The organism is Planktotalea sp., from assembly GCF_018607995.1.
GTDB lineage: Bacteria > Pseudomonadota > Alphaproteobacteria > Rhodobacterales > Rhodobacteraceae > Planktotalea.
The window spans coordinates 466512-490418 of record NZ_JABBAL010000030.1; the positions used below are offsets into that span (position 1 = coordinate 466512).

Annotated in this window: 25 protein-coding genes; 6 read left to right on the top strand and 19 right to left on the bottom strand. The window is 54.5% G+C overall.

Going from position 1 to position 23907, the window contains the following annotated elements; genetic code table 11:
* Positions 1 to 3 precede the first annotated feature (3 nt).
* The 12 genes from tilS to ruvC all read right to left on the bottom strand — a co-directional run bounded on the left by tilS (position 4) and on the right by ruvC (position 9680).
* The gene (gene tilS / locus QZ280_RS13600) at positions 4 to 1173 is read right to left on the bottom strand and encodes a tRNA lysidine(34) synthetase TilS (protein WP_293445072.1); all 1170 of its coding nucleotides are present in this window, start codon (positions 1171 to 1173) and stop codon (positions 4 to 6) included.
* Positions 1173 to 2021 carry a tol-pal system protein YbgF gene (gene ybgF / locus QZ280_RS13605; protein WP_293445074.1) on the bottom strand — a complete coding sequence of 283 codons (849 nt, stop codon included), beginning with the start codon at positions 2019 to 2021 and terminating at the stop codon, positions 1173 to 1175. The genes tilS and ybgF overlap by 1 nt, the downstream gene beginning before the upstream one ends.
* 24 nt (positions 2022 to 2045) lie before the next feature.
* The gene (pal, locus tag QZ280_RS13610) at positions 2046 to 2558 is read right to left on the bottom strand and encodes a peptidoglycan-associated lipoprotein Pal (protein ID WP_293445076.1); all 513 of its coding nucleotides are present in this window, start codon (positions 2556 to 2558) and stop codon (positions 2046 to 2048) included.
* 51 nt (positions 2559 to 2609) lie between these two features.
* Entirely contained in the window at positions 2610 to 3929 is a 1320-nt protein-coding gene (tolB, locus tag QZ280_RS13615; RefSeq protein WP_293445078.1) for a Tol-Pal system beta propeller repeat protein TolB, read from the bottom strand.
* Between the two features lie 110 nt (positions 3930 to 4039).
* Positions 4040 to 5101: a cell envelope biogenesis protein TolA gene (locus QZ280_RS13620; protein WP_293445080.1), complete on the bottom strand. Its 1062-nt coding sequence runs from the start codon at positions 5099 to 5101 to the stop codon at positions 4040 to 4042.
* 10 nt (positions 5102 to 5111) lie between these two features.
* Positions 5112 to 5591: a protein TolR gene (gene tolR / locus QZ280_RS13625; protein ID WP_293445082.1), complete on the bottom strand. Its 480-nt coding sequence runs from the start codon at positions 5589 to 5591 to the stop codon at positions 5112 to 5114.
* Between the two features lie 3 nt (positions 5592 to 5594).
* Positions 5595 to 6290: a protein TolQ gene (tolQ, locus tag QZ280_RS13630; protein ID WP_293445084.1), complete on the bottom strand. Its 696-nt coding sequence runs from the start codon at positions 6288 to 6290 to the stop codon at positions 5595 to 5597.
* 115 nt (positions 6291 to 6405) lie between these two features.
* Positions 6406 to 6792: a tol-pal system-associated acyl-CoA thioesterase gene (ybgC, locus tag QZ280_RS13635; protein WP_293445086.1), complete on the bottom strand. Its 387-nt coding sequence runs from the start codon at positions 6790 to 6792 to the stop codon at positions 6406 to 6408.
* 10 nt (positions 6793 to 6802) lie between these two features.
* Positions 6803 to 7432, bottom strand: a complete 630-nt coding sequence (locus QZ280_RS13640; protein WP_293445088.1) for a hypothetical protein — start codon at positions 7430 to 7432, stop codon at positions 6803 to 6805.
* A 47-nt stretch (positions 7433 to 7479) separates the two neighbouring features.
* Positions 7480 to 8505, bottom strand: a complete 1026-nt coding sequence (gene ruvB / locus QZ280_RS13645; protein WP_293445090.1) for a Holliday junction branch migration DNA helicase RuvB — start codon at positions 8503 to 8505, stop codon at positions 7480 to 7482.
* A 3-nt stretch (positions 8506 to 8508) separates the two neighbouring features.
* Positions 8509 to 9177, bottom strand: a complete 669-nt coding sequence (gene ruvA / locus QZ280_RS13650; protein ID WP_293445092.1) for a Holliday junction branch migration protein RuvA — start codon at positions 9175 to 9177, stop codon at positions 8509 to 8511.
* The gene (gene ruvC, locus QZ280_RS13655; RefSeq protein WP_293445094.1) at positions 9174 to 9680 is read right to left on the bottom strand and encodes a crossover junction endodeoxyribonuclease RuvC; all 507 of its coding nucleotides are present in this window, start codon (positions 9678 to 9680) and stop codon (positions 9174 to 9176) included. The genes ruvA and ruvC overlap by 4 nt, the downstream gene beginning before the upstream one ends.
* A 347-nt stretch (positions 9681 to 10027) precedes the next feature.
* Between ruvC and QZ280_RS13660 the strand changes: the two genes are divergently transcribed.
* A complete protein-coding gene (locus QZ280_RS13660) occupies positions 10028 to 10234 on the top strand; it encodes a DUF1127 domain-containing protein (protein ID WP_293445096.1) in 207 nt (68 codons plus the stop codon).
* 570 nt (positions 10235 to 10804) lie between these two features.
* Here QZ280_RS13660 and QZ280_RS13665 read toward each other — a convergent pair.
* Both QZ280_RS13665 and QZ280_RS13670 read right to left on the bottom strand, forming a co-directional pair.
* Positions 10805 to 11677 carry a 50S ribosomal protein L11 methyltransferase gene (locus QZ280_RS13665; protein WP_293445098.1) on the bottom strand — a complete coding sequence of 291 codons (873 nt, stop codon included), beginning with the start codon at positions 11675 to 11677 and terminating at the stop codon, positions 10805 to 10807.
* Between the two features lie 17 nt (positions 11678 to 11694).
* Complete coding sequence (locus tag QZ280_RS13670) at positions 11695 to 12924, bottom strand: MFS transporter (protein WP_293445100.1); 1230 nt, start codon at positions 12922 to 12924, stop codon at positions 11695 to 11697.
* Positions 12925 to 13016: 92 nt separating this feature from the next.
* Between QZ280_RS13670 and QZ280_RS13675 the strand changes: the two genes are divergently transcribed.
* Complete coding sequence (locus QZ280_RS13675) at positions 13017 to 13310, top strand: hypothetical protein (RefSeq protein ID WP_293445102.1); 294 nt, start codon at positions 13017 to 13019, stop codon at positions 13308 to 13310.
* A gap of 318 nt (positions 13311 to 13628) precedes the next feature.
* Here the strand turns inward: QZ280_RS13675 and QZ280_RS13680 are convergent, their stop codons facing one another.
* From QZ280_RS13680 to QZ280_RS13685, 3 genes are all read right to left on the bottom strand, one after another.
* A complete protein-coding gene (locus tag QZ280_RS13680) occupies positions 13629 to 13919 on the bottom strand; it encodes a LysR substrate-binding domain-containing protein (RefSeq protein ID WP_293445104.1) in 291 nt (96 codons plus the stop codon).
* 15 nt (positions 13920 to 13934) lie between these two features.
* Entirely contained in the window at positions 13935 to 14237 is a 303-nt protein-coding gene (locus QZ280_RS16460; protein WP_365734728.1) for a LysR family transcriptional regulator, read from the bottom strand.
* A gap of 104 nt (positions 14238 to 14341) precedes the next feature.
* Complete coding sequence (locus QZ280_RS13685) at positions 14342 to 16561, bottom strand: primosomal protein N' (protein ID WP_293445106.1); 2220 nt, start codon at positions 16559 to 16561, stop codon at positions 14342 to 14344.
* 59 nt (positions 16562 to 16620) lie between these two features.
* On the opposite strand from QZ280_RS13685, the gene fsa reads away from it, so the two are divergent.
* From fsa to QZ280_RS13705, 4 genes are all read left to right on the top strand, one after another.
* The gene (fsa, locus tag QZ280_RS13690) at positions 16621 to 17274 is read left to right on the top strand and encodes a fructose-6-phosphate aldolase (RefSeq protein WP_293445108.1); all 654 of its coding nucleotides are present in this window, start codon (positions 16621 to 16623) and stop codon (positions 17272 to 17274) included.
* Between the two features lie 48 nt (positions 17275 to 17322).
* Entirely contained in the window at positions 17323 to 18030 is a 708-nt protein-coding gene (locus QZ280_RS13695; RefSeq protein WP_293445110.1) for a DUF484 family protein, read from the top strand.
* A complete protein-coding gene (locus QZ280_RS13700) occupies positions 18027 to 18947 on the top strand; it encodes a tyrosine recombinase XerC (protein WP_293445112.1) in 921 nt (306 codons plus the stop codon). The genes QZ280_RS13695 and QZ280_RS13700 overlap by 4 nt, the downstream gene beginning before the upstream one ends.
* 91 nt (positions 18948 to 19038) lie before the next feature.
* Positions 19039 to 19734 carry a CDP-alcohol phosphatidyltransferase family protein gene (locus QZ280_RS13705; RefSeq protein WP_293445114.1) on the top strand — a complete coding sequence of 232 codons (696 nt, stop codon included), beginning with the start codon at positions 19039 to 19041 and terminating at the stop codon, positions 19732 to 19734.
* Here QZ280_RS13705 and QZ280_RS13710 read toward each other — a convergent pair.
* Positions 19721 to 20560: a DMT family transporter gene (locus tag QZ280_RS13710; protein WP_293445116.1), complete on the bottom strand. Its 840-nt coding sequence runs from the start codon at positions 20558 to 20560 to the stop codon at positions 19721 to 19723. The genes QZ280_RS13705 and QZ280_RS13710 overlap by 14 nt on opposite strands.
* A 17-nt stretch (positions 20561 to 20577) precedes the next feature.
* Entirely contained in the window at positions 20578 to 23502 is a 2925-nt protein-coding gene (ileS, locus tag QZ280_RS13715; RefSeq protein WP_293445118.1) for an isoleucine--tRNA ligase, read from the bottom strand.
* Between the last annotated feature and the right edge of the window lie 405 nt (positions 23503 to 23907).

The window sequence follows — 23907 nt, forward strand, 5'->3', positions numbered from 1 at the left end:
AGTTTATTTGGCAAGATGAAGCGGTATTGTTGCGCGCACTTTCCAATTGGTACTCGGTCTGGCGATTGGCGCAGCGACGAGAGCACCGTCGAGCCAGATCGCAGGGGTCGAGAGCAAGGAACGGCGCGGCAAAAGCGCTGTGTTGCGCCAACCGTCACATTGCTTCAGACCATTTTCACCCAAGGGCGTGATCCGATGACTTGGAGCTAGAGGGCCGTTAATCTGCCAATAGTGTTCAATGTTTTCAATGGCATTCACTTCTCGGGTAAGTCGAAGTGTGCCTTTATGATGATAAATTAAACACCCTTCCAATGTGCGCGCAACGTCACTGTGGAGGAGTTCCGACAACGCGGAAAAGCGCGGGCGATAAGGGTTGCCAGAGAGGGTGCTCAGCGCACGTGTGAGAACGCGGAACGCTGTTTCCTTAGGTGCGATTCTGAGAGCCTTTAGGTCAAGAACGACATCTCCATATTCTGTGTAGGCATGGGTCTTGATCCAATTATCGGCAGCGTTGTTGAGCACCTCGGAGGCAGCGCGCATCCAATCTGCGGTTTGGCTCAAGCGGTCCGAGTAGAGGCCTAGGGTATCGAGGGTCGTTTGAGCTTGGCGCATTTTCACGCGTGTAAAGCGCGGATCTTGGTTGGACGGATCCTCGCTCCACTTGATACCACGCTTGTTGAGCATCACTTGCAACTCTGCGCGGCTAGCTGCAAGGAGCGGGCGCTTGAACACCATCCCTGCCCTCTGGAAGTACTCCGGCATCGTCGCCAAACCGTCCACACCAGACCCACGTGCAAGGCGCATTAGGAAGGTTTCGGAAACGTCGTCTTTCGTGTGGCCCAAGGCAATCGCCGAAATGCTGTTAAGCTGTGCACGTGCCCAGTCGCCAAGCGCCATGTAGCGGGCGTTACGCGCGCGGGCTTGCAAATTAGGGCCGTCTTTTAGCGCCAGTGTTCGGGTTGTGTGCGGGACACCGAGGGATGCGCAGAGTTTTGCAGCTTGTCGTGCCTCGGCTTGAGCAGCAGCACGCAGGCTATGATCGATGGTGATCGCTTGTAGATTTTCTGCGCCGAAAGCATCCACTGCTAAGACAAGCAACGCCGTTGAGTCACTGCCACCCGAAAGCGCGATACCCAAAGGGACGTTGCCATGCAGCAAGTCTGTGTTCAGCATCACGTACTACAGCTGAGCGTTGTCATTTCTGCTTGCGCCTCGCTTGCAGCGGATGTGCCGGGGTGGCGTACGCCGACTTCTCCCAAAGTTACGCAGGCCGCTGACATTTTACCGAGACGGCCTAACATGCGCCCCAATAGGTACAATGCATCCGGCGCGATTTCGCTGGACGGATCGCGCGAGTAAGCTTCGAGGTAGGCGCGCGCGGCTTCGCGTGCATCGCCTGACGCTTCATGGGCTTCGCCCTGCTTCAAACGCGCTTGGCTTTCTAGTGGACTGCCGGGGTAATTCTGTGTGAAAAGGCCGAATTGCGCAGCAGCCCCTGCCGCGTCACCCGATGTCATCAACACGTTGGCTGCGTCGAAATCCGCTTGCTCACCCATCGCTAATTGTGCGCCGCCCGCATCTGTGCCTTCTGTTTGCACTGGCGCAGTCGGGGTTGCTGCGGCAGCCCCACCGCCAAGTGTGCTGGTCTCGCCAAGCGTGCTAACATCTCCGCCCTCAAGCTCAACCAAACGGAATTCCAGGTCGCCAATGCGGTTGGTGCCATCTCTCACAATGGAATCGATTCGAAACTCAAGCTGTTCGATCTTGCCCGTTAGCCTTTGCAATTCGCCCTCAACGGAATTGATCCGATCTGTCGCTGAAGATCCGCCAATTGCGGGGGCGGAACTGCCTGTTGTCGACAGTTCGCGCATGAGACGTTTCATTTCAACAGACAGGACCGTCAGGTCCTGCCGGATATCCGCAAGGGTTTGTTCATTGGTCGCTTGTCCAAGTGCCATTACGGGAAACATTGCAAAAGACAGCGCAGCCGCTGCAAAAACCTGTGTCACTCGAGCCGTCATATGTCTCTTCTCCGATGCTAAACGCTAGCCGGACAGGCCTGCTGCCAAGACTGTCACCGCGCGACGATTCTTAGCATAGCACCCCTCTTGGCTGCAAATCTCAATCGGGCGTTCTTTGCCGAAGCTCACAACACGAAGTCGCGAGGATGGCACGCCTTTGGATACGAGATAATCGCGCACTGTATTGGCGCGGCGTTCGCCCAATGCAACGTTGTATTCGCGCGTACCTTGCTCGTCCGCGTGACCTTCGATGATCGCGGTATAGTCAGAGTTGGTGGTTAGCCAGCGGGTTTGTCCGTCAAGGATCAAGCGGCCCTGCCCTGTTAGTGCCGATGTATCAACCTCAAAGAAAACACGGTCGCCCACACTTTGCTGGAAGAAGGCCACGGAGGTGGGGTCGTTGGCACCATCGTCAAAACCGCTACCAGCACCTGCGTTCAAGTCGACGACATCGTCGCCAACAAAGTCAGATTTGTTTGAGCAAGCGGCGAGTGCCAGAACGCTCATCAGAAGGACTGCCTTGGTAATCATTTTCATTTGTCTGTCTCACTGCTTATTAAAATATTTCAGAGTGTTAGGGGTCTTCTATTAGCGCTGAAGAGGCGACCATGATGGATCGGACGCACCGCCTTCGGTCGGAATGCGTTTCAGGTTTCGACCTGAGATATCAACGGAGTAGAGCGAGGCAGAGCCTGCGGAGCCTTGTGCTTCGCGTGTGAACATGATCACACGTCCATTTGGCGACCATGTTGGGCCCTCATCAAGGAAGGACGCCGTTAGCAAGCGTTCCTCAGAACCGTCCGTGCGCATCACGCCGATATGGAAACGACCCTTGGATTGCTTGGTAAAGGCGATCAAATCACCACGCGGCGACCACACAGGCGTGCCATAACGCCCCTTGCCAAAACTAATGCGTTTCGCTTCACCGCCATTTGCGCCCATAATGTAGATCTGTTGGGATCCGGAGCGGTCACTTTCAAACACGATACGTCTGCCGTCAGGGCTGTAGCTGGGCGCGGTTTCAATTGCGGGACCAGAGGTTAGGCGCGCACTTGATCCGCTTGAAACATCCATGCGGAAGATGTCCGTGTTGCCACCGCGCGCCAATGAGTAGACCACCGTGCGGCCATCAGGTGAAAAGCGTGGTGCAAAGCTCATAGAGCCGTCCTGGCTTTCGAGCTCGCGACGTTTTACGGACACTACGTCCAATACATAGATGCGCGGGAAACCTGTTTCGTAAGAGGTGTAGAGCACGCGATCGCCCGTCGAGGAAAAGCGCGGCGCAAGGACAAGATGCTCCGAGCCTGTCAAATATTGCACGTTCGCACCATCATAATCCATGATGGCAAGGCGCTTGCGGCGTTTGTCTTTCGGGCCCTGCTCGGACACATAAACGAGACGGCTGTCGAAATAAGGTTGTTCACCGGTGATGCGCGCGTAGACTTGATCTGCCACTTTATGCGCCATGCGACGCCAACCTTGTGTTGTGCCCGCAAATTGCAGGCCAGAACCGATTTCAGCTCCGGAAAACACATCAAAGACGCGGAACTTCACGCTTAGGTTTGATCCACTGACGTTGACCGCCCCTGTTACCAAAGCCTGCGCATTGATCGCTTTCCAATCAGCATACTGCACAGGCGCGTCAAAGCTGGTGATATGACCGATATAGGCATCACGCGGAACTTCGCGAAACAGGCCTGTGCCTGCAAGATCACTGACCACAACCCGCGCGAGGCGTTCGGCGAACTCATTCGCGGCACCGCTTTCGGGCACAAAGTTAGGGGCTGCGAAGGGCATGGGTTCCACCACACCTTCGGTAATTTCAATCCGCAACGGGCCGTTTTGCGCCCATGCGGTCAAAGGCAATACACATATTGCCACAACTGCCATCAATACTCTCAGGGTCATTGCTTGTCCTGCCACTGCTTTTTTGCACACTCTAGGAGGTGTGTTCTTTATAAAAAAGGGGTTTGCGCGGGATCGGCGCGTGCTTGCCGACCCGCTGTGTCTAAAGAGACTCATCTGATGCGCATATCCTTAGGATTGAAGGTCATTTCGATCTCTTTCCACTGCTCATATTTGTCATCCGGCAAGTCATAGCCTTCCTTTTGACAACGAAGCACCGCGCGCCGCGCTGATTGGAACGCAGTTTCCCTTGCTACGCCATTGCCCCCTGTTGAGGACACAAGACGCAGACTGTCTGGAACAACCTTACCGCGTAGATCCATCGACATACCAATAACTACCATTACGTTGGCAGCTTGGCTGCCCACATCCACGACCCAGCAGTTCTGCACGGCGAGGCGCAACGCATCGGTCTCACCTACAGTCAGTGTCGGGCCGCTTGTTTCATCGCTTGCCGCGGGTTCGCCCAGTGCTTCGGCCAACGCTGCATTCACGGCCGAACTCGTATCTGGCTGCGTAGCTTCAGATGCAGCCGCAGTGTCACGCGGACGCGCTCTTGGCCGTATCGCACCGCTGGGCGCGCTAGCCGAGGGCTGTTCCGCCTCTGTCACGAGCTCCGTTGCCGCCTCTTCGGGCGCGGTTTCAGATTGCTCGTTCACCACTTGCTCGGCGTTTGCATCTGGCTCGCTCGCCTCTTGCGCCGTATTGTCGATTTCAACGTCCGGTTCAGGCGCTGACACCGCCTCAGATGCCACACGGTCCGCAGGGCGCGGCTTTGGACGTAGCGAGCTATCAGGCGCGATACCGGGAATAACGACTGCTTCTTCAACAGGTTCTGGAAGCGGCTCAGGCTCGGGTGTTAGCTCTGGTGGCGCTGGCTCAGGCTCCACAATTTGCGGCGACTCGGGACGTGGCTCTGGCGTAGGTTCCGGCACAGGTACCACAGGATCTGGTTCTGGCTCAGGTTCCAACGCACGTAGAATGGGTTCGAGCGCAGTCGGCTCCACATCAGGAGGTTGTGCGGCCCGTGTTAGCGCCGCGAACTCTGCCTCAGAGATCACCGAAATATCAATTTCCGGCAGTTCTAACGGTTCTGCGTTAAACAACCCACCAAAAAACGCATAGCCCAGCAAAAGCGCATGACCGCCCGCAGATATGTAGGTGCTTTTTTGCACCGCGCGCGCCCTAGTTATCCGCGAGATCGGCGTTCAGATCAGGACCGCCGGTATCTGTCACAAGGCCGATGTCGCTAAACCCACCCGCATTCAAAGCGCCCATGACCTGTACGACCCGCTCGTAGGCAACAGCTCCATCTGCTCGCAAATAGACCCGCGTGCTTGCGCGCTCAGACGCTATCGCTTGCAGCTTAGTGACCAACTCTGTGATGTCTGTCTCTGTGGTTTGGATCAACACGCGGCCGTCCGCGGCAATCGTCACTGTCAGCGGCTCTTCCGAATCAGAGGGCAAGGCACCCGCTGCAGTTTTTGGTAATTCCACAGGCACACCAACGGTCATCAGCGGTGCTGCCACCATGAAGATGATCAAAAGCACCAGCATCACGTCCACAAAGGGTGTAACGTTGATCTCTGCCATAGGCCGCGCACGGCCACCACGCCGTCTTCCTCGCTTGCCGCCCGTCTCTTTTTGTACAACGCCCGCACCCATGGCTTAGCTATCCAACTGGCGCGACAGGATGGTTGCGAATTCGTCCGCGAAAGCCTCGTAGCCGCCCACGATGCGGTCACTGTCGGCACTGAATTTGTTATAATAAATCACCGCGGGGATCGCAGCCAGCAGGCCAAGACCCGTCGCCAAAAGCGCCTCGGCAATACCAGGAGCCACAACGGCAAGGTTGGTGTTTTGCGCTTCTGCGATTTCAATAAAGGCGTTCATGATGCCCCAAACTGTACCGAACAGGCCGACAAAGGGCGCGGTCGATCCAACAGTCGCGAGCACGGACAAGCCGCTTTGCAACTCTTCCGCTTCTTTGGAAATCGCCACATCCATGGAGCGGTCAATCCGGCTTTGCGCCCCAGCGATCAAGCCCCCATCTACACGGTGAGAGCGACGCCATTCTGTCATGCCCGCCGCAAAAATCTTCTCTGACGCTCCATTGGGCTGCGTGCCGATTTGCTCAAACAGCTGGTCCAACGGCTCCCCCGACCAGAACTCTTGATCAAATACTGCCTGTTCCGCACGCGCTGTGCGGTACTGAATGTATTTCTGCACCACGATCGACCACGCCCAAATTGAAGCAACAATCAGCATGATTATCACAAGTTTTACGGTAATTGTCGCACGTGCGAAAAGGGCCCACATGGAGAAATTAATCTCCTGCGCCATCGCAAGGGTTTCTGCTTCCATTTGCCTGCTCTTTTTTGTCCGGCCACTGGTATGGCTCTTAACTGTGGAACAACCTTAGACGATACTGGCAGCAAAACCAATATCTCACAGAGCGCGAGTGCGTGATTACCGCATATTAGTGGACGATTCGGCGGATATTCGCTGGAAGGCGCGCCAGTTGGCCATCCACCGTCAGCGCCACAAGAGTGACTTGCGATGAAAACAACAGGTCCATGCCGCGCATCACATCTTGGTTCAAAACGATGCGTGCGCCTGTAATTTGTTCCACACTGGTGCGCACTGTAAGGTCATCGTCAAAGCGCGCGGGCACGAGGTAATCCGCCTCGACACGTCGCACCGCGAAAACCAGACCCTCCTCTTGCTTCAAGCGCGTCTGATCAATGCCCTGTCCACGCACCCACTCCGTACGCGCACGCTCGATGAAGCGGAGATAATTGGCGTAATAGACAATTCCCGCAAGATCCGTGTCCTCATAATAGACGCGCAGCGCAAATTCGTGCATGAGCCCTCTCCTATTGCTTGCGTGGCATACGTGCCGACAGGCGCAGGGCGTGGCTTGGATCACTCGCGGCCACAGGCATCACCGCATCATAGGCGGCGGCCAAAAGTCCCGAAATCTCGGGTTTCACAATAACGCCTCCCCCGTCCATCACAGCCAAGGGCGAGACTTGCAAGAAAGCGCGGTCCGACCAAAGCACCATCATTTGAACCGCTTGGCTGAGCGCTAAAGTTTCCGCGGGCACGTCTCGGAGATGTGTGTCCATCCTGATGAAAGTAAAGCAGGCCTTGATCGCGCCCTCCTCATCAAAGCGGAACACGCGGTACTGGTTCGCGTCCGCCGCCGACACACGCGCGACCATCGCAGCCAGATCGGGCACCAATACGTCAAGCTTCGGAACATCTAGCAATTCCGCCCAGTCCGAGAAGAAAAAGAACATCGCGTTAGAGCCAAGCTCAGGATCGGTCTCGGCCATGTGGTGGTTGGACACCAAACACACCGCCTCAATCGCGCCTTTGACAACCTTCAAGGTTTCGTCATTGATCCCGAATACCACAGGCGAAATTGCGCGCCCCCAACGCGCAAACGTATATTCGCCACTTGTGCGCGTAAAAAGCTTTTCAATTTCGTTCACATCCAACACTGATCTTCATCTTTCCAAATAAACTTACCGCGGAGCGGTCTTCGCTCTCACTCAAACAGCCCCGCCTGATCGGGTTTACGCGGTGCGGCCATGCCCAAATGCGTCCAAGCCTTTTGCGCCAACATGCGCCCACGCGGGGTACGTTGGATCAATCCTTGCTGCAACAAAAACGGCTCGATCACTTCCTCAAGCGCATCGCGACTTTCCGAGAGCGCCGCTGACATCGTCTCTATCCCCACAGGTCCGCCCTGATAATTCTCCGCAATCAGACGCAAGTATCGCCGATCCGCGCCATCCAGACCCAACTTATCAACGCCTAGTCGTGTCAGCGCATTATCAGCCAAGTCGCGCGTCACGCGGCCATCCCCCTCAACAACCGCGAAATCTACGACGCGTCGCAATAAACGTCCGGCAATCCGAGGTGTGCCTCGCGCACGTTTGGCAATCTCGCGTGCGCCGCCCTCATCGGCGGGCGTCCCAAGTTTGCGCGCATTGCGCTCAACAATCGTGAACAACTCATCTTCCGTGTAAAATTCAAGCCGTGTGGGGATACCAAAGCGATCCCGCAAAGGCGTGGTCAACAAGCCAAGCCGGGTCGTCGCACCCACCAAAGTAAAGGGCTGTAATTCAATGCGAACAGTCCGCGCGGCAGGGCCTTCCCCGATCACTAGGTCTAGCTCAAAATCCTCAAGCGCGGGATATAGGATTTCCTCTACGACAGGATTCAAGCGATGGATTTCGTCGATAAACAAAACGTCACGCGCTTCAAGATTTGTCAGGATTGCCGCCAAATCGCCAGCTTTGGCCAACACAGGACCAGAGGTCATGCGAAACGACACGCCTAATTCGCGCGACATAATTTGCGCGAGTGTTGTCTTGCCCAAACCGGGGGGGCCATGAAACAGCGTGTGGTCCATCGCCTCGCCCCGCCGCTTGGCACTTTCAATAAAGACCTTAAGGTTTGCGCGTGCTTCAGCTTGCCCAATAAACTCATCCAAAGCTTGCGGACGCAACGCGCGGTCATTGTCTTCGGGCAATTCCGCTGGTCGCATGGTGGGATCAGGGTCCATCATCGCCTAGCCTTTCGGTGCAAGCAGCTTCAGTGCTACGCGGATCAAAACCGACGTTGTCGCCTCAGGATCGGTACCTGCGGCTTCTGCCACAGCGCTTGCAGCCTCGGACGGCGCGTAGCCAAGGTTGCTCAGTGCGGACAAGGCTTCTGCCTGAGCGCTCGCGCTTGGCGCTGACACTTTGACAGCGGGTGTTTCAATGACGTCGAATTCATCGGCTGCGGGCACCTCGCCCATGGCCGTTGCGAGAGCTCCAGCGCCCATGGCCATCACGCCGGGCGCTTTGTCCTTTAGTTCAATCACAACCCTTTGAGCAGTCTTGGGGCCGACGCCTTTTGCCGCTTTGATCGCTGTCACATCTGCCAAAGCAATCGCGCGGCTGACCCCGTCTGCCCCCAATGCGCCTAAGATCGCCAGAGAAGCCTTTGCACCAATGCCCTGCACGCTCATCAACAGGCGGTGCCACTCTTTTTCAACTAATGTGGTGAAGCCGAAAAGTTGCAAAAGATCTTCGCGCACCAAAAGGTCGGTATATAAAGAGACGACTTCGCCCGCTCCAGGCAGCCCCACCAAGGTGCGATCAGAGCAATAGACCATATAGCCAACACCGCGCACATCGATCATCACATGATCCGCCGCGCGGTAGTCTATGCGTCCTGAAAGTTTGCCAATCATCCGTTCACCGCCTCTTTTGCTTTTTCCCACACGCTGGTGGAGCGCGTGTAGTGGGCATGACACATCGCAATAGCAAGTGCATCTGCTGCATCAGGACCATTCAGCACAACGCCATGCAATTGTAGCTTCACCATGTGTTGCACTTGCTCTTTCGCCGCGTGACCTACGCCCACAACAGTCTTCTTCACCTTATTCGGGGCGTATTCACCAATCTTGAGCCCTGCCTGCGCGGGCACTAACAACGCAATACCCCGAGCTTGACCAAGTTTGAGCGTCCCTGCCCCATCCTTATTCACAAATGTCTGTTCAACTGCCGCCGTGGTCGGTTGGAATTCACGCAAAACGTCCGTCAACTGACGATGCAAGGATAGCAAACGCAACCCTAAGTCCTTGCCCTCAGACTTGCACACACCATTGCCAAGGTGACGCATACGACTGCCATCCACCTCGATCACGCCCCAACCCATGTTTCGAAGGCCCGGATCAATTCCCAAAACGCGCATACTGCTCGCACCCACTGTGCTACCTGTTGTTTTTTTGTTGCGGTAGCACGAAACGCGAACAAAAGGAAAGGTTAATCCGAATATGTCGGATTTATCCACCAGTAAGCTCAAAGCCACATCGCCCTTTTGCAGACAGTCCAAAAACGTCTTCGCAGGCGCATAAACTCATACCTTTGCATACTCAATTTGGTTTATCTTTAAGAGCTTTGGCGTCACTTTCTGCCATGCAGCAATATCATAGCTTCCTTGCAATTCGAACGCTTGTTTGTTTAAGGCGACCCTTCTAGACGGGCCGCAGAATGAAACATTGGCCAGCCTGAGGGCGGCCCGCAAGAAGGAATACGATCATGGCTGTTATCGACAACACGCGCTCCGCATACGTCTCCAACGGTGGGGCATCCGCGCTCGTTAATATTTTCGCGGTATTCTCCACATGGAATGATGAGCGCCAAACACGCAAAGCGTTAAACCAACTGTCCAGACGCGAGCTGGAAGACATCGGCCTGTGCAGTAGCGATATCGAAAGTGTGGTTGCTGGCACATACCGCGGATAATCACACGCAAGATTTTGAAGACGCTAAAAGCCGCTGCATTCCAATGCAGCGGCTTTTCTGATTGCGTTGGGTGCTGATTTCTTCAGCACACCCTCTCATTCGGCGACAAACCCCTATTTTAGGTAAGGCGTTAGATAGGAAGAAATGGCTTCTGTCGCAGGATTGATCCAAAGCACGAAAGCCCCAGCTTGTTCAAACACATTACCTTCTGACAATGCCAAACACTCTACTTCATATGGGTTTACTTTAACACTCAGCAAGGCCAGTGCTATGAAAAGCATGATAAATACAACGAAGAAGGCGATCAATTAGAATGACAAAAGAAAGCTTTGAGCGCTTTTGGGCGCGGCACAACTTGGATAATGCCGTTCTTATCGACGAGCGTCATATATCGCGCTGTCGCCCGACTTTCTTGCTCGGACAAAAGCACAAAGAATGATTTTGCTGGAGATGGGAAAAACCCATGACAGTCTCCGTTGATTTGGCCCCCACCAACTCACATGGGATTTATCTAGATAATATGGCAATTTCTGGGAAATTGCGACAAAGTTAGCCCAATTGCTATTGAATTTAGCCTTCTTTGCGAAGTGTAAGTGAAGACCATTCACCAATCACCTCGTGATGTACAAGATTGGCACCAGATCGTGCATAAACTTCAATTATTTCGTCGGCTTGTTCATTGAGCAAACCCGAGAGAATCAAATAGCCATCCCGCTCTAGATTCGCGCACATTTCAGGGGCAAGCATAATTAACGGCCCTTTTAGGATATTGGCGAATATCAGATCAAACGGACCTGCGGCGCTCAGCTCTGGATTGTCAAAACCCGCAGCCTCTACACAATGAACGCGCCCTTCGAGTTTGTTCGCCGAGACATTGACGCGTGCCACATCTACCGCGACTTCATCGATATCGCTCGCGATCACGTCTCCAGTCCAGATACGCGCGGCTCCCATCGCAAGCACAGCCGTGCCGCATCCGATATCGGCGACTGATTTGCCGAAAAATCCTTCATTTGCAAGACGATCAAGCGCGCGCAAACAGCCAAGTGTGGTGCCATGGTGCCCCGTGCCAAAGGCCATCGCTGCCTCAATCAAAAGCGGCTCACACTCGTCAGGCACTTGATCTGCGTCATGGCTGCCGTACACGAAAAAGCGACCTGCTTCCACGGGGGCAAGTTCGCGGCGCACATGCGCGACCCAATCGGTCTCTGGGATTTCGGAGACAACGAATGGCTTGGCGTTAAATGCCGCAGCCAGCAGATCCAATCCACCAATGTCTGGGGCATCGATGAAATACCCGCCGACTTCCCAAAGGCCCGAACCGTCTTCCACTTCAAACACGCCGACCCCTGTGGGTTCGGGGATCAGGCGTTCCATGGCCTCGCCCAAACGGTCTGCGCCCTCTTTGCCGAGAACTGTGGTCAATGCGGAGAATGTGGTCATGGGTCGTCCTTTTGGATCTATTCTGCGGGCTGGGGTTTAAGCGCGCTAAACCTCGTCTCGTTTCCGGGTGTGGGGTGACGCGGGATCAACAGTGCAAGGGCAAAAGAGGTCAGCGCCATAAGGGTGGCGACCACAAAGACGGCTGAGGGTGAAGTCAGCCAAAGATACCCCAAGACCACAGGCAAGAAGACTGCCGCGATATGATTGATCGTGAAAGCCACCGCCGCCGTGGGCGCGATATCTTGCGGATCCGCGATCTTTTGGAAATAGGTCTTCAAAGCCAGCGCCAACGCGAAGAAGATATGATCGATCACGTAAAGCGCCGCTGCCAGGAGGACGCCCCAGCCGAACCAATAGATGCCGCCATAGGCCAGAAAGACCAGCGCAAGCCCCATGTATTCAAACAAAAGCGTGTTGCGCTCGCCAAAATGCGCCACCGCGCGCCCCATAATTGGGGCGGCGAAGATGTTGATAACAAGATTGATAAGGTAAAGCGCGGTGATTTCATGCACCTCAAAGCCAAAGCGCTCCACCATCATGAAGCCCGCGAAAACCATAAAGATTTGACGGCGCGCGCCGGCCATGAATTGCAGCGCATAGTAGAGCCAATATCGCTTTCGCAGGACCATCTTTTTGAGCTGCGGGTGCGGTGCATCAAATTGTGGGTAGATCACGAAACAGGCGAATGCGATGATGGCCGTGAGCCCGCCAGATACCAAGTAGACGAGATTATAGCTCAGATCGAGCGCTTCCCAAGTCAGCACGATGAGGCCATAGGCCAACAGGGTTGCGCCAGAGCCAGCAGCAAGCAACCACCCCAGCATTTGTGGTGCGCGTGCTTTGTCTATCCATTGTAATTGCAGCGATTGGTTGACGGTTTCGTAGTAGTGATACCCGATGGAACTGAGCATGGTGATCGTTAAGATTCCTCCCATGCTCGGAAACCAGGCCGTGACTGCAGTAGCGACACCAAGCAAGATAAGCGAAACCAAACCCAGCACCTGCTCGCGCATGAACATGATGATCGCGATCACGCCGACTGCGAAAAACCCGGGGATCTCGCGGATGGAATGCAGCCAGCCGATATCGGATCCGTCGAAATTTGCGACATCAATCACGAAGTTGTTCAGCAAAGCTGACCACGTGGCAAAGGCAAGCGGCATCGCAATCGCCATCGCAAACAAGAGCGCAATCGGCCTGCGCCAAAGCGGCATTTTTTGCGCGTCGAGAAGGGTGATTGAGTTCATAGCGGACCCATATGCCTCTTTTTACCGATTAGCGAGCGGCATTTGCGCTACCCCAGCCTATCCAAAACCAAATCGAATGGTATTCTTTTCTCATGACACAAGAGAAAATTACCGTCGAAAACATCAATGCACCGGATCAACTTGTTCAAGTGCGCGCAGACAAATACCAAGATATGCACGACGCAATTTTGAAAGCCTTGCCAGATTCAGCGCCGGGCTCCACCTTCAACGAGATTGTCGAAACCGTAAAAATCCATCTATCGCCGAAGCTGTTTCCTGATGGCAAAAGCTCAGGATGGTGGGCGAAGACAGTGCAGCTTGATTTAGAGGCCAAAGCACAAATCATCCGTTCGAACACGAAGCCCCTCAGGTTTTACAGGGCCTAGGCACAGCGTTTTAATCAAACTTCTTACTGATAACACGCGCCGCGTCGCAATCTATTGAGTCTTTTTTTTGCGCGCATAAAAAATCCACGAAACACGCTTCAATCCATTGTTTCGCGACCTTGAGATTTGGATTTTTCAAACGACTCTCATGTGTAACCAGCCAAGCTTCGCAGACGGTCGTTGGGTTTCCGGTATCCGGACCAAATCAGTGTCGTTACTAGTCATCATTTCAGGGAAAACCGACGCAACCTTCATTTTTTTACAAGCATCAAGAGCAGCTTTTTGATCAGTCACGCGTAAGATCGGTGGCGTCTTGAATTAGTCATTGGCCATTTTCAATTCAGGAAGCCACTCAAGCTTTTCTTCACGCCCAATCCATTCGGTTGCTTTGCCGCCTTCAGGGCAAAAAAACGAATATTTCAGATCAGATAGCTTTTTAGCATGAAGTCGGCCTGACGTCGGACGCGCAAGACGAATTGCAACATCGGCTTCACCGAACGCTAAACTCAAGTTGGCATTTGAACTATGTAAATTCAATTTGATCTCAGGGTAATTCGTATGAAAGTCATGTAACCGCGGGAAAAGAATTGTTCGGTTAATAAAATCCAAACTCGTAATCATAATTTAGCCTGCATGCTCTCCAGAAATGTACCAATCCCCCAAGTCAGCAATCGACCTCTCAAGTTTAACACCAATGTCAAAAAGCCGACGCCCAACCGGCGTCAAAACCCATTGATTATTGGTTTTTACAACCACTTTTTCATTGAGCCGTTCCGAAATAGCCGAAATCTTGCGCGAGACTGTTGTCGCACTTGTGCGAAGTAAATCTGCCGCAGCCTGAGAGGATCCCGTCCGTTCCAAAGCGAGCAGATATCGCAAGTCATCCCAGCTTCTATTGATAACTGCCCCCCGACAATATCGGGGCACCCACTCATATCATTATAAATAAGTTAATCTTAACACCAAGCGAATATTTAACGAAATTTTGCAGAGCTGGCTTTGCAATTTTCGCCCATACTTGGGCCATTTGGTTAGTAAAAGCTTTGTGGATCAATATCGATGCTCAAACGCAAGTGTGTTGGCACCTTAACTTGCTTGATCCACGCTTTCAGCGCGCGCTGCAACGGTGCGTTCTTATCTGCTTTCACCAACAAACGGACGCGATGTCGGCCACGCACCCGCGCAATAGGTGCCGGTGCAGGTCCAAAGACCTGCGCATCAATTTGGCGAAGTGGTCCATCAAGGCGCGCCAACTCACCGCCAAAATCAAACACTTCTTGAAGATCGGTTGAAGACAAAATGATCCCCGCCAAACGCCCGTAAGGCGGCACGCCCGCCATGCGCCGTTCCCCCGCCTCTGCGGTCCAAAACGCATTTTCGTCCCCTGCTAAGATCGCGCGGATCACGGGATGTTCGGGCTGATAGGTTTGCATCAAAGCCGTGCCCTTTTTCTCTGATCGTCCTGAGCGCCCAGCGACTTGGCGCATCAATTGAAAGGTTCGTTCCGCCGCGCGCAAATCAGATCCTTGAAGACCCAGATCCGCATCAATCACACCGACCAATGTGAGCAATGGGAAATTGTGCCCTTTCGCAACCAATTGCGTGCCGATGATAATGTCCGCTGCCCCTTCGGCGATCCCCACAATCTCGGCTTTCAAGGCACGCGCGGATCCATACATGTCCGAGCTCAACGTCGAGATACGTGCCTCGGGAAAAAGCTCAGCCGCTTCTTCGGCCAGACGCTCAACACCGGGTCCAACGGCGGCGAGACTATCCTCTGCCTCACAGGATGGACAAATCTCGTGCAGTGCTTTGCTTTCCCCGCATTGATGGCACACTAATCGCTTTTGAAAACGATGCTCCACCATACGCGCATCACAGTGATCGCATCCAATCTGATGACCGCAGGCCCGACAAATCGTCACCGGCGCATAGCCGCGACGGTTGATAAACAAAAGCGCTTGCTCACCTGAGGCCACCCGCGCCTCCACTTCCGCCTTGAGCACAGGCGAAATCCAGCGGTTCCCCGCCAGTTTCACGCCGCGCATATCAATCGCGCGCATATCCGGCATCACTGCGTCACCATAGCGCGAGGTCAAATCAATGCGTGTGTATTTTCCCGCCTCCGCATTCGCCCAACTCTCCAAGCTTGGCGTCGCACTAGCCAAAATAACCTGAGCGGAGCAGATCGAGGCGCGCAATACCGTCATATCACGCGCATTATAAAGCACACCGTCTTCTTGCTTGTAGGACGTGTCATGCTCTTCATCGACCACGATCAAGCCCAGTTCACGAAACGGTAAGAACAGCGCTGATCGCGCACCAACTACCAATTGCGCCCCTCCTTGGCCGACCATCTTCCATGTGCGCCGCCGCTCTGTCATGGTCACACCCGAATGCCATTCTGCGGGCTTTGCGCCAAATCGCTCCAACACACGGGTGAGAAACTCTGCCGTTAAGGCGATCTCAGGCAGCAGCACCAAAGCTTGCCGACCTTTTCGCAAGCACTCTGCGACGGCTTCGAGATAGACTTCGGTCTTGCCCGACCCGGTGACCCCGCGCAGCAAAGTCGTTCCGTAAGCCCCAGAGCGAACCCCTGCTTTGAGTTGCTCTGCTGCCTCTGCTTGATCGGGGGCAAGTTCCTTGCCCGGTAAGGACGGGTCAAGGCGCGCAAAAGGCAAATCACGCGGCGTGTCCTGTTCTGACACAGCGCCTAACTTCACCAAGCCTTTCACCACCGACGACGTGACCCCCGCAGTTTCACTGAGCTCTTTCAAGGTGAAGGACAGATCGCCATATTCATCCAAAGCATCTAAAATGCGCCCGCGCGCTTCGGTCATCCGATCAGGTTCTACTTCGCCTTTGCGGTAAATCTTACGCATTGAAGGCGGATCGCCTAGACCCGGTGCGCGTACGCCAAGGCGCAACATGCTTTCCATGTCCGTGAGCGTATAGGCACCCGCTTTCTCCAGAAATTCGCGCAATTCTGCACGCATCGGCGGCACGTCCAACACGCGGATCACCTTGCGCGTTTTCGCATAATCCCAATCGCCCTTGCCCGGTCCCCACACAACTCCCATCACTTTACGCGGGCCCAACGGCACCTCGACGAATGCGCCGATCCAACACCCGCCTTCGGGTCCTTTATAATCCAAACGACGCCCCAAAGGTTGCGTGGTCCACACACCCACAAGTTGCCCTTCATCAAAGAACTCTTGTGCGTCATCGCGTATTGGGGGGTTTTCGCTCATACCCCCATGAGGTAAAGCCTCCCCCAACCGACGCCAACCCCTCTCATAGGATGCACAACATGAAATTTTTCGTAGACACCGCCGAAATCGATCAAATCGCCGAACTTAATGACCTTGGCATGGTGGATGGCGTCACAACCAACCCATCACTTATCATGAAATCCGGCCGCGATATTCTTGAAGTCACCAAAGAGATCGCCGCTTTGGTTGATGGCCCTGTATCTGCCGAAGTTGTCGCCACCGAAGCGGATGAGATGATCGCAGAAGGTCGCAAGCTCGCGAAAATAGCAGAGAACATCACAGTCAAAGTGCCGCTCACATGGGCTGGCCTGCAAACCTGCAAAACGCTCTCGTCAGAGGGCACAATGGTCAATGTCACGCTCTGCTTCTCCGCGAACCAAGCGCTTTTGGCCGCGAAAGCTGGTGCAACGTTCATTTCGCCTTTCGTGGGTCGTCTAGACGACATAAACATCGACGGCATGGATTTGATCAACGATATCCGCACGATCTATGACAACTACGCATTTGATACGGAAATCCTCGTGGCCTCTATCCGCACAGTGAACCACGTGCTCGACTCCGCATTGATTGGCGCAGATGTCATCACAGCGCCCCCCGTAGTGATCAAAAAGCTCGCCGATCACCCGTTGACCGATGCAGGTCTGGCACAGTTCATGGCTGATTGGGCAAAGACAGGTCAGAATATTCTCTGATTTTTCAGCTCTTGTGCTATAGGCAAAAGAAAAAAGTACGAGAGCAGCATGAACACCACCGCAAAAATGACCGATGATCTGCGTGAGCGGATCATCACACGGCCTGACCTCATCCTTGAAGATAAGGATTTGATGAAGGCCTTGATCGAAGCCAATGAACGCGCAATGGGCGGCAACATAGTCGATCTGCGTGGCATCGTGATGGAGCGTCTTGAGGCGCGGCTTGATCGGCTTGAAGACACGCATCGCTCCGTCATTGGCGCCGCGTATGAAAACCTTGCTGGCACGAACCAAGTGCACCGCGCCATTCTGCGCATGCTCGATCCAGTTGATTTTGAAAGCTTCCTCAAGGATCTTGGCGGTGAAGTCGCTGAGATCCTGCGTGTCGATTGCATTCGCCTCGTTCTTGAATCTGTGCAGGCCGAAGATGAGCCAGCGGTTAGCAAACTTTCCGATGTGCTGTGCGTCGCCGAACCCGGCTTTATTTCAACCTACCTAGGTGGCCATCCTGATCGCCCCTCGCGCAACGTGACACTGCGCCAGTTATCTGAAGGTGATAGCGCGATTTACGGCGACGCTGCTGGATGGGTCCGCTCAGAGGCTTGCCTGACCCTTGATTTTGGCGAGGGCCGCCTACCCGGCATGTTGGTTATGGGCGCGGAAGATCCGCATCAATTCACGCCGCAACAAGGCTCTGATCTTTTGGCCTTCTTTGGGGGCGTATTTGAGCGTGCAATGCGCCGCTGGCTGTCGTGAGCCTAATCTCCCCACAAGCACGCGACGCGTTAGCACATTGGTTAGAAACGCAAAAATCCCTCAAAGGCGCGTCGGAAAACACTATCAAAGCCTATAGCGCGGATACCGCCGACTTCATCAGCTTTATGACCAGCTACAAGCGCGAGCCTCAGGGCCTCGCTGCGCTTGCACGCATCACCACTCGCGATATGCGCGCTTGGATGGCGCAAACGCGCGGGGATGATGTGGGGGCGCGTTCGCTCGCACGTAAACTATCGTCAGTGAAAAACTTCTATCGCTGGCTCGCGGAACGCGAAGGGTTTGAACCCACAGCCGTTCTCACCATCCGCGCCCCTAAATTTCAAAAGAAACTCCCACGTCCATTAGCTGTTGAAGCTGCCAAGGCGATGATCGAAACAGTGGAATATCAAACCGTTCACACATGGGTTGCCGCACGCGATAGCGCTGTGCTGACGTTGTTATACGGCTGCGGCTTGCGGATTTCCGAAGCCCTGGGTCTCACAGGTGCAGATGTGCCGCTGCCCACCGCTTTGCGCATTTTAGGCAAAGGTGGGAAAGAACGCGTGGTCCCTGTCCTACCAGCTGCACGCGAGGCGATTAAAGCTTACCTCAATATTTGCCCTTACCCGCTGGAACCGAACGCCCCGCTGTTTCGCGGCATTCGCGGTGGTGCTCTCAATCCACGTGCCGTTCAAAGCGTGATGGCAAAAGCGCGTATGCAACTCGGCTTGCCCGCAACCGCAACACCACATGCGATGCGCCATAGTTTTGCGACCCATTTACTGAGTGCAGGAGGCGACTTACGCTCCATCCAGGAACTTCTTGGCCATTCATCTCTATCCACAACACAAGCCTACACCGCCGTCGACACCGCCCGTCTCATGGAAGTCTATGAGCGCGCGCATCCCAAAGCCTGAACGCTTCCCATCTCTAAAAAATATCGCCGCCGGTGGCATCCTTACTAGAAGCAATTTGCGCCCGCGGTAAAAATAGGCCATGACGCCCGTTATGACACCACAAAACCGCGCCCTCGCCGTCCACCTTCTCACCGCCACTGGGGCTGTTTTCGCGATGCTCGCGATGCTCGCCGCAGTGGAGGCCAAATGGGACATGATGTTTCTCTGGCTCGTCGTCGCCTTCGCAGTCGATGGGATCGACGGCCCGCTTGCCCGCAAATATGATGTCAAACAATATGCCCCACAATTTGATGGCGTGCTGCTTGATCTGATCATCGACTACCTCACTTACGTCTTCATACCCGCCTTCGCGCTTTTCAAGTCGGGACTGCTTCCGGGTTGGACCGGCTGGTTTGCGATCATCGTGATCACCTTCGCATCGGCCATGTATTTCGCCGACAATCGCATGAAAAAAAAAGATAATTCCTTTTCTGGCTTTCCCGGTTGTTGGAACATGTTGATCATCGTAATCTTCGCGATTGAGCCAAATTTCTGGATCTCGCTCGCCCTCGTTGCCGCACTTGCACTTGCGATGTTCTTACCTTTGAAGTTCATCCACCCTGTGCGCACAGAGCGCTGGCGCACCCTGTCGCTGCCTATTGCACTGGCGTGGACATTCTTTGCAGGCTGGGCCGCTTGGGTCGATTTCTACCCGCAAAGTTGGGCGCATTGGGGTCTTGTTGTGACATCGGTCTATCTGCTGTTCGCAGGGATTGCTCAGCAAATTACTCCGGCTAAATCCGCGTAAGGACAACGCCGAGAACGATCAAAGCTGCGGCAAAGCCTTTGCTCCGATCCATGCTGTCACCCATCACCAACCACCCGATGAGCACCGCGAATAAGATAGATGTTTCGCGTAATGCGGTGACCAAAGCAATCGGAGCTTGTGTCATGGCCCAAACTACAATCGCGTAAGCCCCATAAGACGCAGCGGCCGCGACACTGCCAAGGGCCCAATCGCGCTGCTCTGCGCGCAACACAGCACGCCCGCGCAAGGCCAGACAGATCGGCGTGAAGAACACCGCGTCCAATATAAACAACCACGCCACATACATGACGGTATCGCCCGAGATCCGCGCACCCAGCCCGTCTGCAATCGAATACCCTGCGGTCATCAAAGCCGAACCAAGCGCGAACGGCACCAAACGCCGCGATTCCCCGTTGGCAAAAACACCGCGCGCCATCAGCAAGATGCCAATGCCGAGGGCGAGCACCCCGAGAAACTCCTTGATGCCAAGGGGATCCGTCAACACAGAAACGCTGATAACAAGCACCAACATAGGCGCACCACCGCGTGCTATTGGATAAACACGGCTGAGATCGCCCTGCTCATAGGCGTAAACCAGAAACAGTTTATATGCGGAATGAAACGCACCTGAGGCCAAGAGCCATGGGAACCAAACTGACGCCTCGGGAAATTGTTGCGTGAGCGCAATCACCGCGCCCAAGCCGCCTTGCACAAGGGTCATGATCAGCATCGAGGTGAGCTTGCTCACCGAATTTTTGATGAGCGCATTCCAGCAGACATGCAGCAAAGCAGCCGCAAGAACCGCGAAGAATGTGAATGCGCTCATATATGCGTCATCGTCGTTTAGCCATCCAATGCTTCTGTGCAGCGTCTGCACACACCTTCGTGCGCGTGAGTGCCTACATCTGGCAAGATTTTCCAGCAACGCTGGCATTTCTCGCCCTCTGCCTTGGCGAAAGCCACGGCAACACCGCTAACATCCGGCACTGTGAACGCTCCTTCCGGGGCCGCCTCGCCCGAAACTGTGATCGCGGATGTGATGCTGATATCGTCAAAGGGCACGCTGTCTAGGGCTTCTAGCAGCTCTGCATCTGCGATATAGACGGTGGGTGCCGCTTCCAGCGATGCGCCGATGACTTTCTCAGTGCGCTGGACTTCCAAGGCCGCTGTCACAACACGGCGTGCTTGGCGAATGGACGCCCATTTGGCCGCCAATGCATCATCGCGCCACGCGGACGGTGTTTCGACGAAATCCTCCAAATGGACAGAGCTTTCATCTCCGCCGAAACGTTCCAACCAGACCTCTTCCATCGTGAAAACCAACACTGGTGCAAGCCATGTGGTCAAGCGCGTGTACAACAAATCAAGAAGCGTGCGCGAAGCGCGACGGCGCGCAGTGTCGCCATCACAATAGAGCGCATCTTTGCGGATATCGAAATAGAAGGACGATAATTCAACTGTCGCAAAATTGAAGACTGCAGAGAAAACTCCTTGGAAATCAAAGGCTTTGTAGCCCGCTTGGACCGTCTCATCGAGTTCGGACAGGCGATGCAGCACCCAACGTTCCAGCTCTGGCATATCCTCTGGGTCTACGCGATCTGCTTCACTAAAGTCGTTCAAAGACCCCAGCATAAAGCGCATGGTGTTGCGCAAGCGGCGATAGCTATCTGCCACACCTTTTAGGATTTCAGGACCGATGCGCTGATCGGATGTGTAATCCACCTGCGCCACCCAAAGGCGCAGAATATCCGCGCCATATTGCTTGACAACAGTCTCCGGCACGATCGTGTTGCCCAGCGATTTGGACATCTTCATGCCCTTTTCGTCCAGCGTAAATCCGTGTGTCACAACATTGCGGTACGGTGCGCGTCCCAGCGTGCCGCAAGCCTGCAAAAGCGAGGAATGGAACCAACCACGATGCTGGTCTGTGCCTTCCATGTAGACGTCCGCGATGCCATCTTCCGTACCATCAGGACGGTCGCGTAGAACGAAAGAGTGCGTGGAGCCAGAATCGAACCAAACGTCCAAAACATCGAACACTTGATCGTAATCATCCGCGTTCACAATGCCATCCAAGAACCGTGCCTTCGCGCCATCCTTGTACCACGCATCTGCACCCTCAGTCTCAAACGCTTCTGTGATGCGCGTGTTCACTTCGTCATTGCGCAAAAGGAATTCAGGATCGGTCGGCAACAGGCCTTTGCTTGTGAACACCGTCAGCGGCACACCCCAAGCACGTTGCCGAGAGAGCACCCAATCAGGGCGCGCTTCGATCATGGAATAAAGGCGGTTACGCCCCGTCTGTGGCGTCCATTTCACCAGTTCGTCAATAGAGGTCAGTGCACGCTCACGGATCGTCGTGCCATGGGTGTCCAGCCCGTCGTCCACCGCGCGATCCACAGCTGCGAACCATTGCGGCGTGTTGCGGTAGATGATCGGCGCTTTCGAGCGCCAGGAATGCGGATAGCTATGCTTGACCTTGCCGCGCGCCAAAAGGCCGCCAACTTCGACCAGCTTATCGATGATCGCCGTATTCGCATTGCCCTCTTTGCCGTTGGGCTTGAGGATCGCTTTGCCCCCAAAGAAAGGTAGATCCGCGCGGAAACGGCCATCATCCATGATGTTGTACGTGATGACTTGCTCAAGCATGCCAAGGTCGCGGTACAGCTCGAATTCTTCCATACCGTGGGAGGGCGCGCAGTGCACAAAACCCGTGCCTTCGGTATCGGTCACAAAGTCAGCGGGGCGGAAATCACGGATGTCATCCCATTCGCCGTTGCCGCCTTCTGCTTCAAAGAGCGGGTGCATGAGCGAAATCGTCTTTAGCTGCGTATTCGTGACATCGGCTTTGCGGTTGTACATCCCCTCTTCTAAACGCGCACGTCTGAATACGTCCGCGGCAAGGTTATCTGCCAGCAAATAAGTGTCGCCTGCATTCAACCAGCATTCTTCTGGCGTCGAGGTGACTTCATAAAGACCGTAGGAAATCTCAGCCCCGTACACGACGGCTTTGTTGCTCGGGATTGTCCAAGGCGTTGTCGTCCAGATCACCACTTTCGCCGCGTCAAGCGTCGCATCACCCGTGCCTGTTACTTGAAACTTCACCCAGATCGTAAAGCTTTCCTTGTCGTGATACTCGACCTCCGCCTCGGCCAGCGCTGTCTGTTCAACAGGTGACCACATCACAGGCTTGGAGCCTTGATACAAAGTTCCATTCATCAGGAACTTCTGGAACTCCGCCGCGATCACCGCTTCGGCGTGGAAATCCATCGTCAGGTAGGGATCAGGCCAGTTGCCCGTGATCCCGAGGCGCTTGAATTCCTCGCGCTGGATATCTACCCAACCTTCGGCAAATTTGCGGCATTCCTGACGGAAATCAACGATATCCACTTCGTCTTTGTTCTTGCCCTTTCTGCGATATTGCTCTTCGATCTTCCACTCAATCGGCAGACCGTGGCAATCCCAACCGGGCACATAACGCGCGTCAAAGCCCATCATTTGGTGCGAACGCACGATCATATCCTTGATCGTTTTGTTCAACGCGTGACCGATATGGAGATGCCCGTTCGCATAAGGCGGGCCGTCGTGCAGCGTAAAGGGCGTGCGGCCCTCTTTCGCGCGAAGGCGGTCATAAACCCCCATCTTTTCCCAGCGTTCAAGCCATTCAGGCTCGCGCTTGGGCAATCCGGCGCGCATCGGAAAATCGGTTTTGGGCAGGTTCAATGTGTCTTTGTAGTCAACAGTATTTTCAGGTGTGTCAGCACACATATCGGGCGTCCTTTGGAACGAAATATTTATAGAGAATTGAGAGGCGGCGCGGGTCGTCCTCATAAGCCTTATCCCGGCGGCTCACACTCAGAGCGCCGGGCTGATAATTCGAATAATGATCGCGTATATCAGGCTCATCTTGATGCCGTTATAGGGCTGCATGCCTGCCGCGTCCAGAGCACCATCGCCCCCATTCCACCACAATTTTATCACGACCAAATCACAATCACACTCCACTAAAGGTTGAGTTTAATTTTGGTTTCCGGCGTTTTTGGTGATGATGATGTTTAACAAGGGCCTTTTATACGTCCTCGCAGGTCTCGGATGCATAGCATTGCCCGGGGTCAACCGTTTGTATCAAAACCACTTTGTGAAGGACGAAGCAGCACCACAGGTTCGTCAAAC

What these genes read in the sequence shown, in the direction of transcription:
- QZ280_RS13695 (WP_293445110.1), top strand. Translation starts at nt 17,323, where the DNA reads ATGAACACCACCGCAAAAATGACCGATGATCTGCGTGAGCGGATCATC.
- ruvB (WP_293445090.1), bottom strand. Translation starts at nt 8,505, where the DNA reads ATGATGGACCCTGATCCCACCATGCGACCAGCGGAATTGCCCGAAGAC.
- ileS (WP_293445118.1), bottom strand. Translation starts at nt 23,502, where the DNA reads ATGTGTGCTGACACACCTGAAAATACTGTTGACTACAAAGACACATTG.
- QZ280_RS13660 (WP_293445096.1), top strand. Translation starts at nt 10,028, where the DNA reads ATGGCTGTTATCGACAACACGCGCTCCGCATACGTCTCCAACGGTGGG.
- ruvC (WP_293445094.1), bottom strand. Translation starts at nt 9,680, where the DNA reads ATGCGCGTTTTGGGAATTGATCCGGGCCTTCGAAACATGGGTTGGGGC.
- tilS (WP_293445072.1), bottom strand. Translation starts at nt 1,173, where the DNA reads ATGCTGAACACAGACTTGCTGCATGGCAACGTCCCTTTGGGTATCGCG.
- fsa (WP_293445108.1), top strand. Translation starts at nt 16,621, where the DNA reads ATGAAATTTTTCGTAGACACCGCCGAAATCGATCAAATCGCCGAACTT.
- pal (WP_293445076.1), bottom strand. Translation starts at nt 2,558, where the DNA reads ATGAAAATGATTACCAAGGCAGTCCTTCTGATGAGCGTTCTGGCACTC.
- ruvA (WP_293445092.1), bottom strand. Translation starts at nt 9,177, where the DNA reads ATGATTGGCAAACTTTCAGGACGCATAGACTACCGCGCGGCGGATCAT.
- QZ280_RS13710 (WP_293445116.1), bottom strand. Translation starts at nt 20,560, where the DNA reads ATGAGCGCATTCACATTCTTCGCGGTTCTTGCGGCTGCTTTGCTGCAT.
- QZ280_RS13705 (WP_293445114.1), top strand. Translation starts at nt 19,039, where the DNA reads ATGACACCACAAAACCGCGCCCTCGCCGTCCACCTTCTCACCGCCACT.
- tolB (WP_293445078.1), bottom strand. Translation starts at nt 3,929, where the DNA reads ATGACCCTGAGAGTATTGATGGCAGTTGTGGCAATATGTGTATTGCCT.
- ybgC (WP_293445086.1), bottom strand. Translation starts at nt 6,792, where the DNA reads ATGCACGAATTTGCGCTGCGCGTCTATTATGAGGACACGGATCTTGCG.
- QZ280_RS13675 (WP_293445102.1), top strand. Translation starts at nt 13,017, where the DNA reads ATGACACAAGAGAAAATTACCGTCGAAAACATCAATGCACCGGATCAA.
- QZ280_RS13685 (WP_293445106.1), bottom strand. Translation starts at nt 16,561, where the DNA reads ATGAGCGAAAACCCCCCAATACGCGATGACGCACAAGAGTTCTTTGAT.
- QZ280_RS13665 (WP_293445098.1), bottom strand. Translation starts at nt 11,677, where the DNA reads ATGACCACATTCTCCGCATTGACCACAGTTCTCGGCAAAGAGGGCGCA.
- tolR (WP_293445082.1), bottom strand. Translation starts at nt 5,591, where the DNA reads ATGGGTGCGGGCGTTGTACAAAAAGAGACGGGCGGCAAGCGAGGAAGA.
- QZ280_RS13670 (WP_293445100.1), bottom strand. Translation starts at nt 12,924, where the DNA reads ATGAACTCAATCACCCTTCTCGACGCGCAAAAAATGCCGCTTTGGCGC.
- ybgF (WP_293445074.1), bottom strand. Translation starts at nt 2,021, where the DNA reads ATGACGGCTCGAGTGACACAGGTTTTTGCAGCGGCTGCGCTGTCTTTT.
- tolQ (WP_293445084.1), bottom strand. Translation starts at nt 6,290, where the DNA reads ATGGAAGCAGAAACCCTTGCGATGGCGCAGGAGATTAATTTCTCCATG.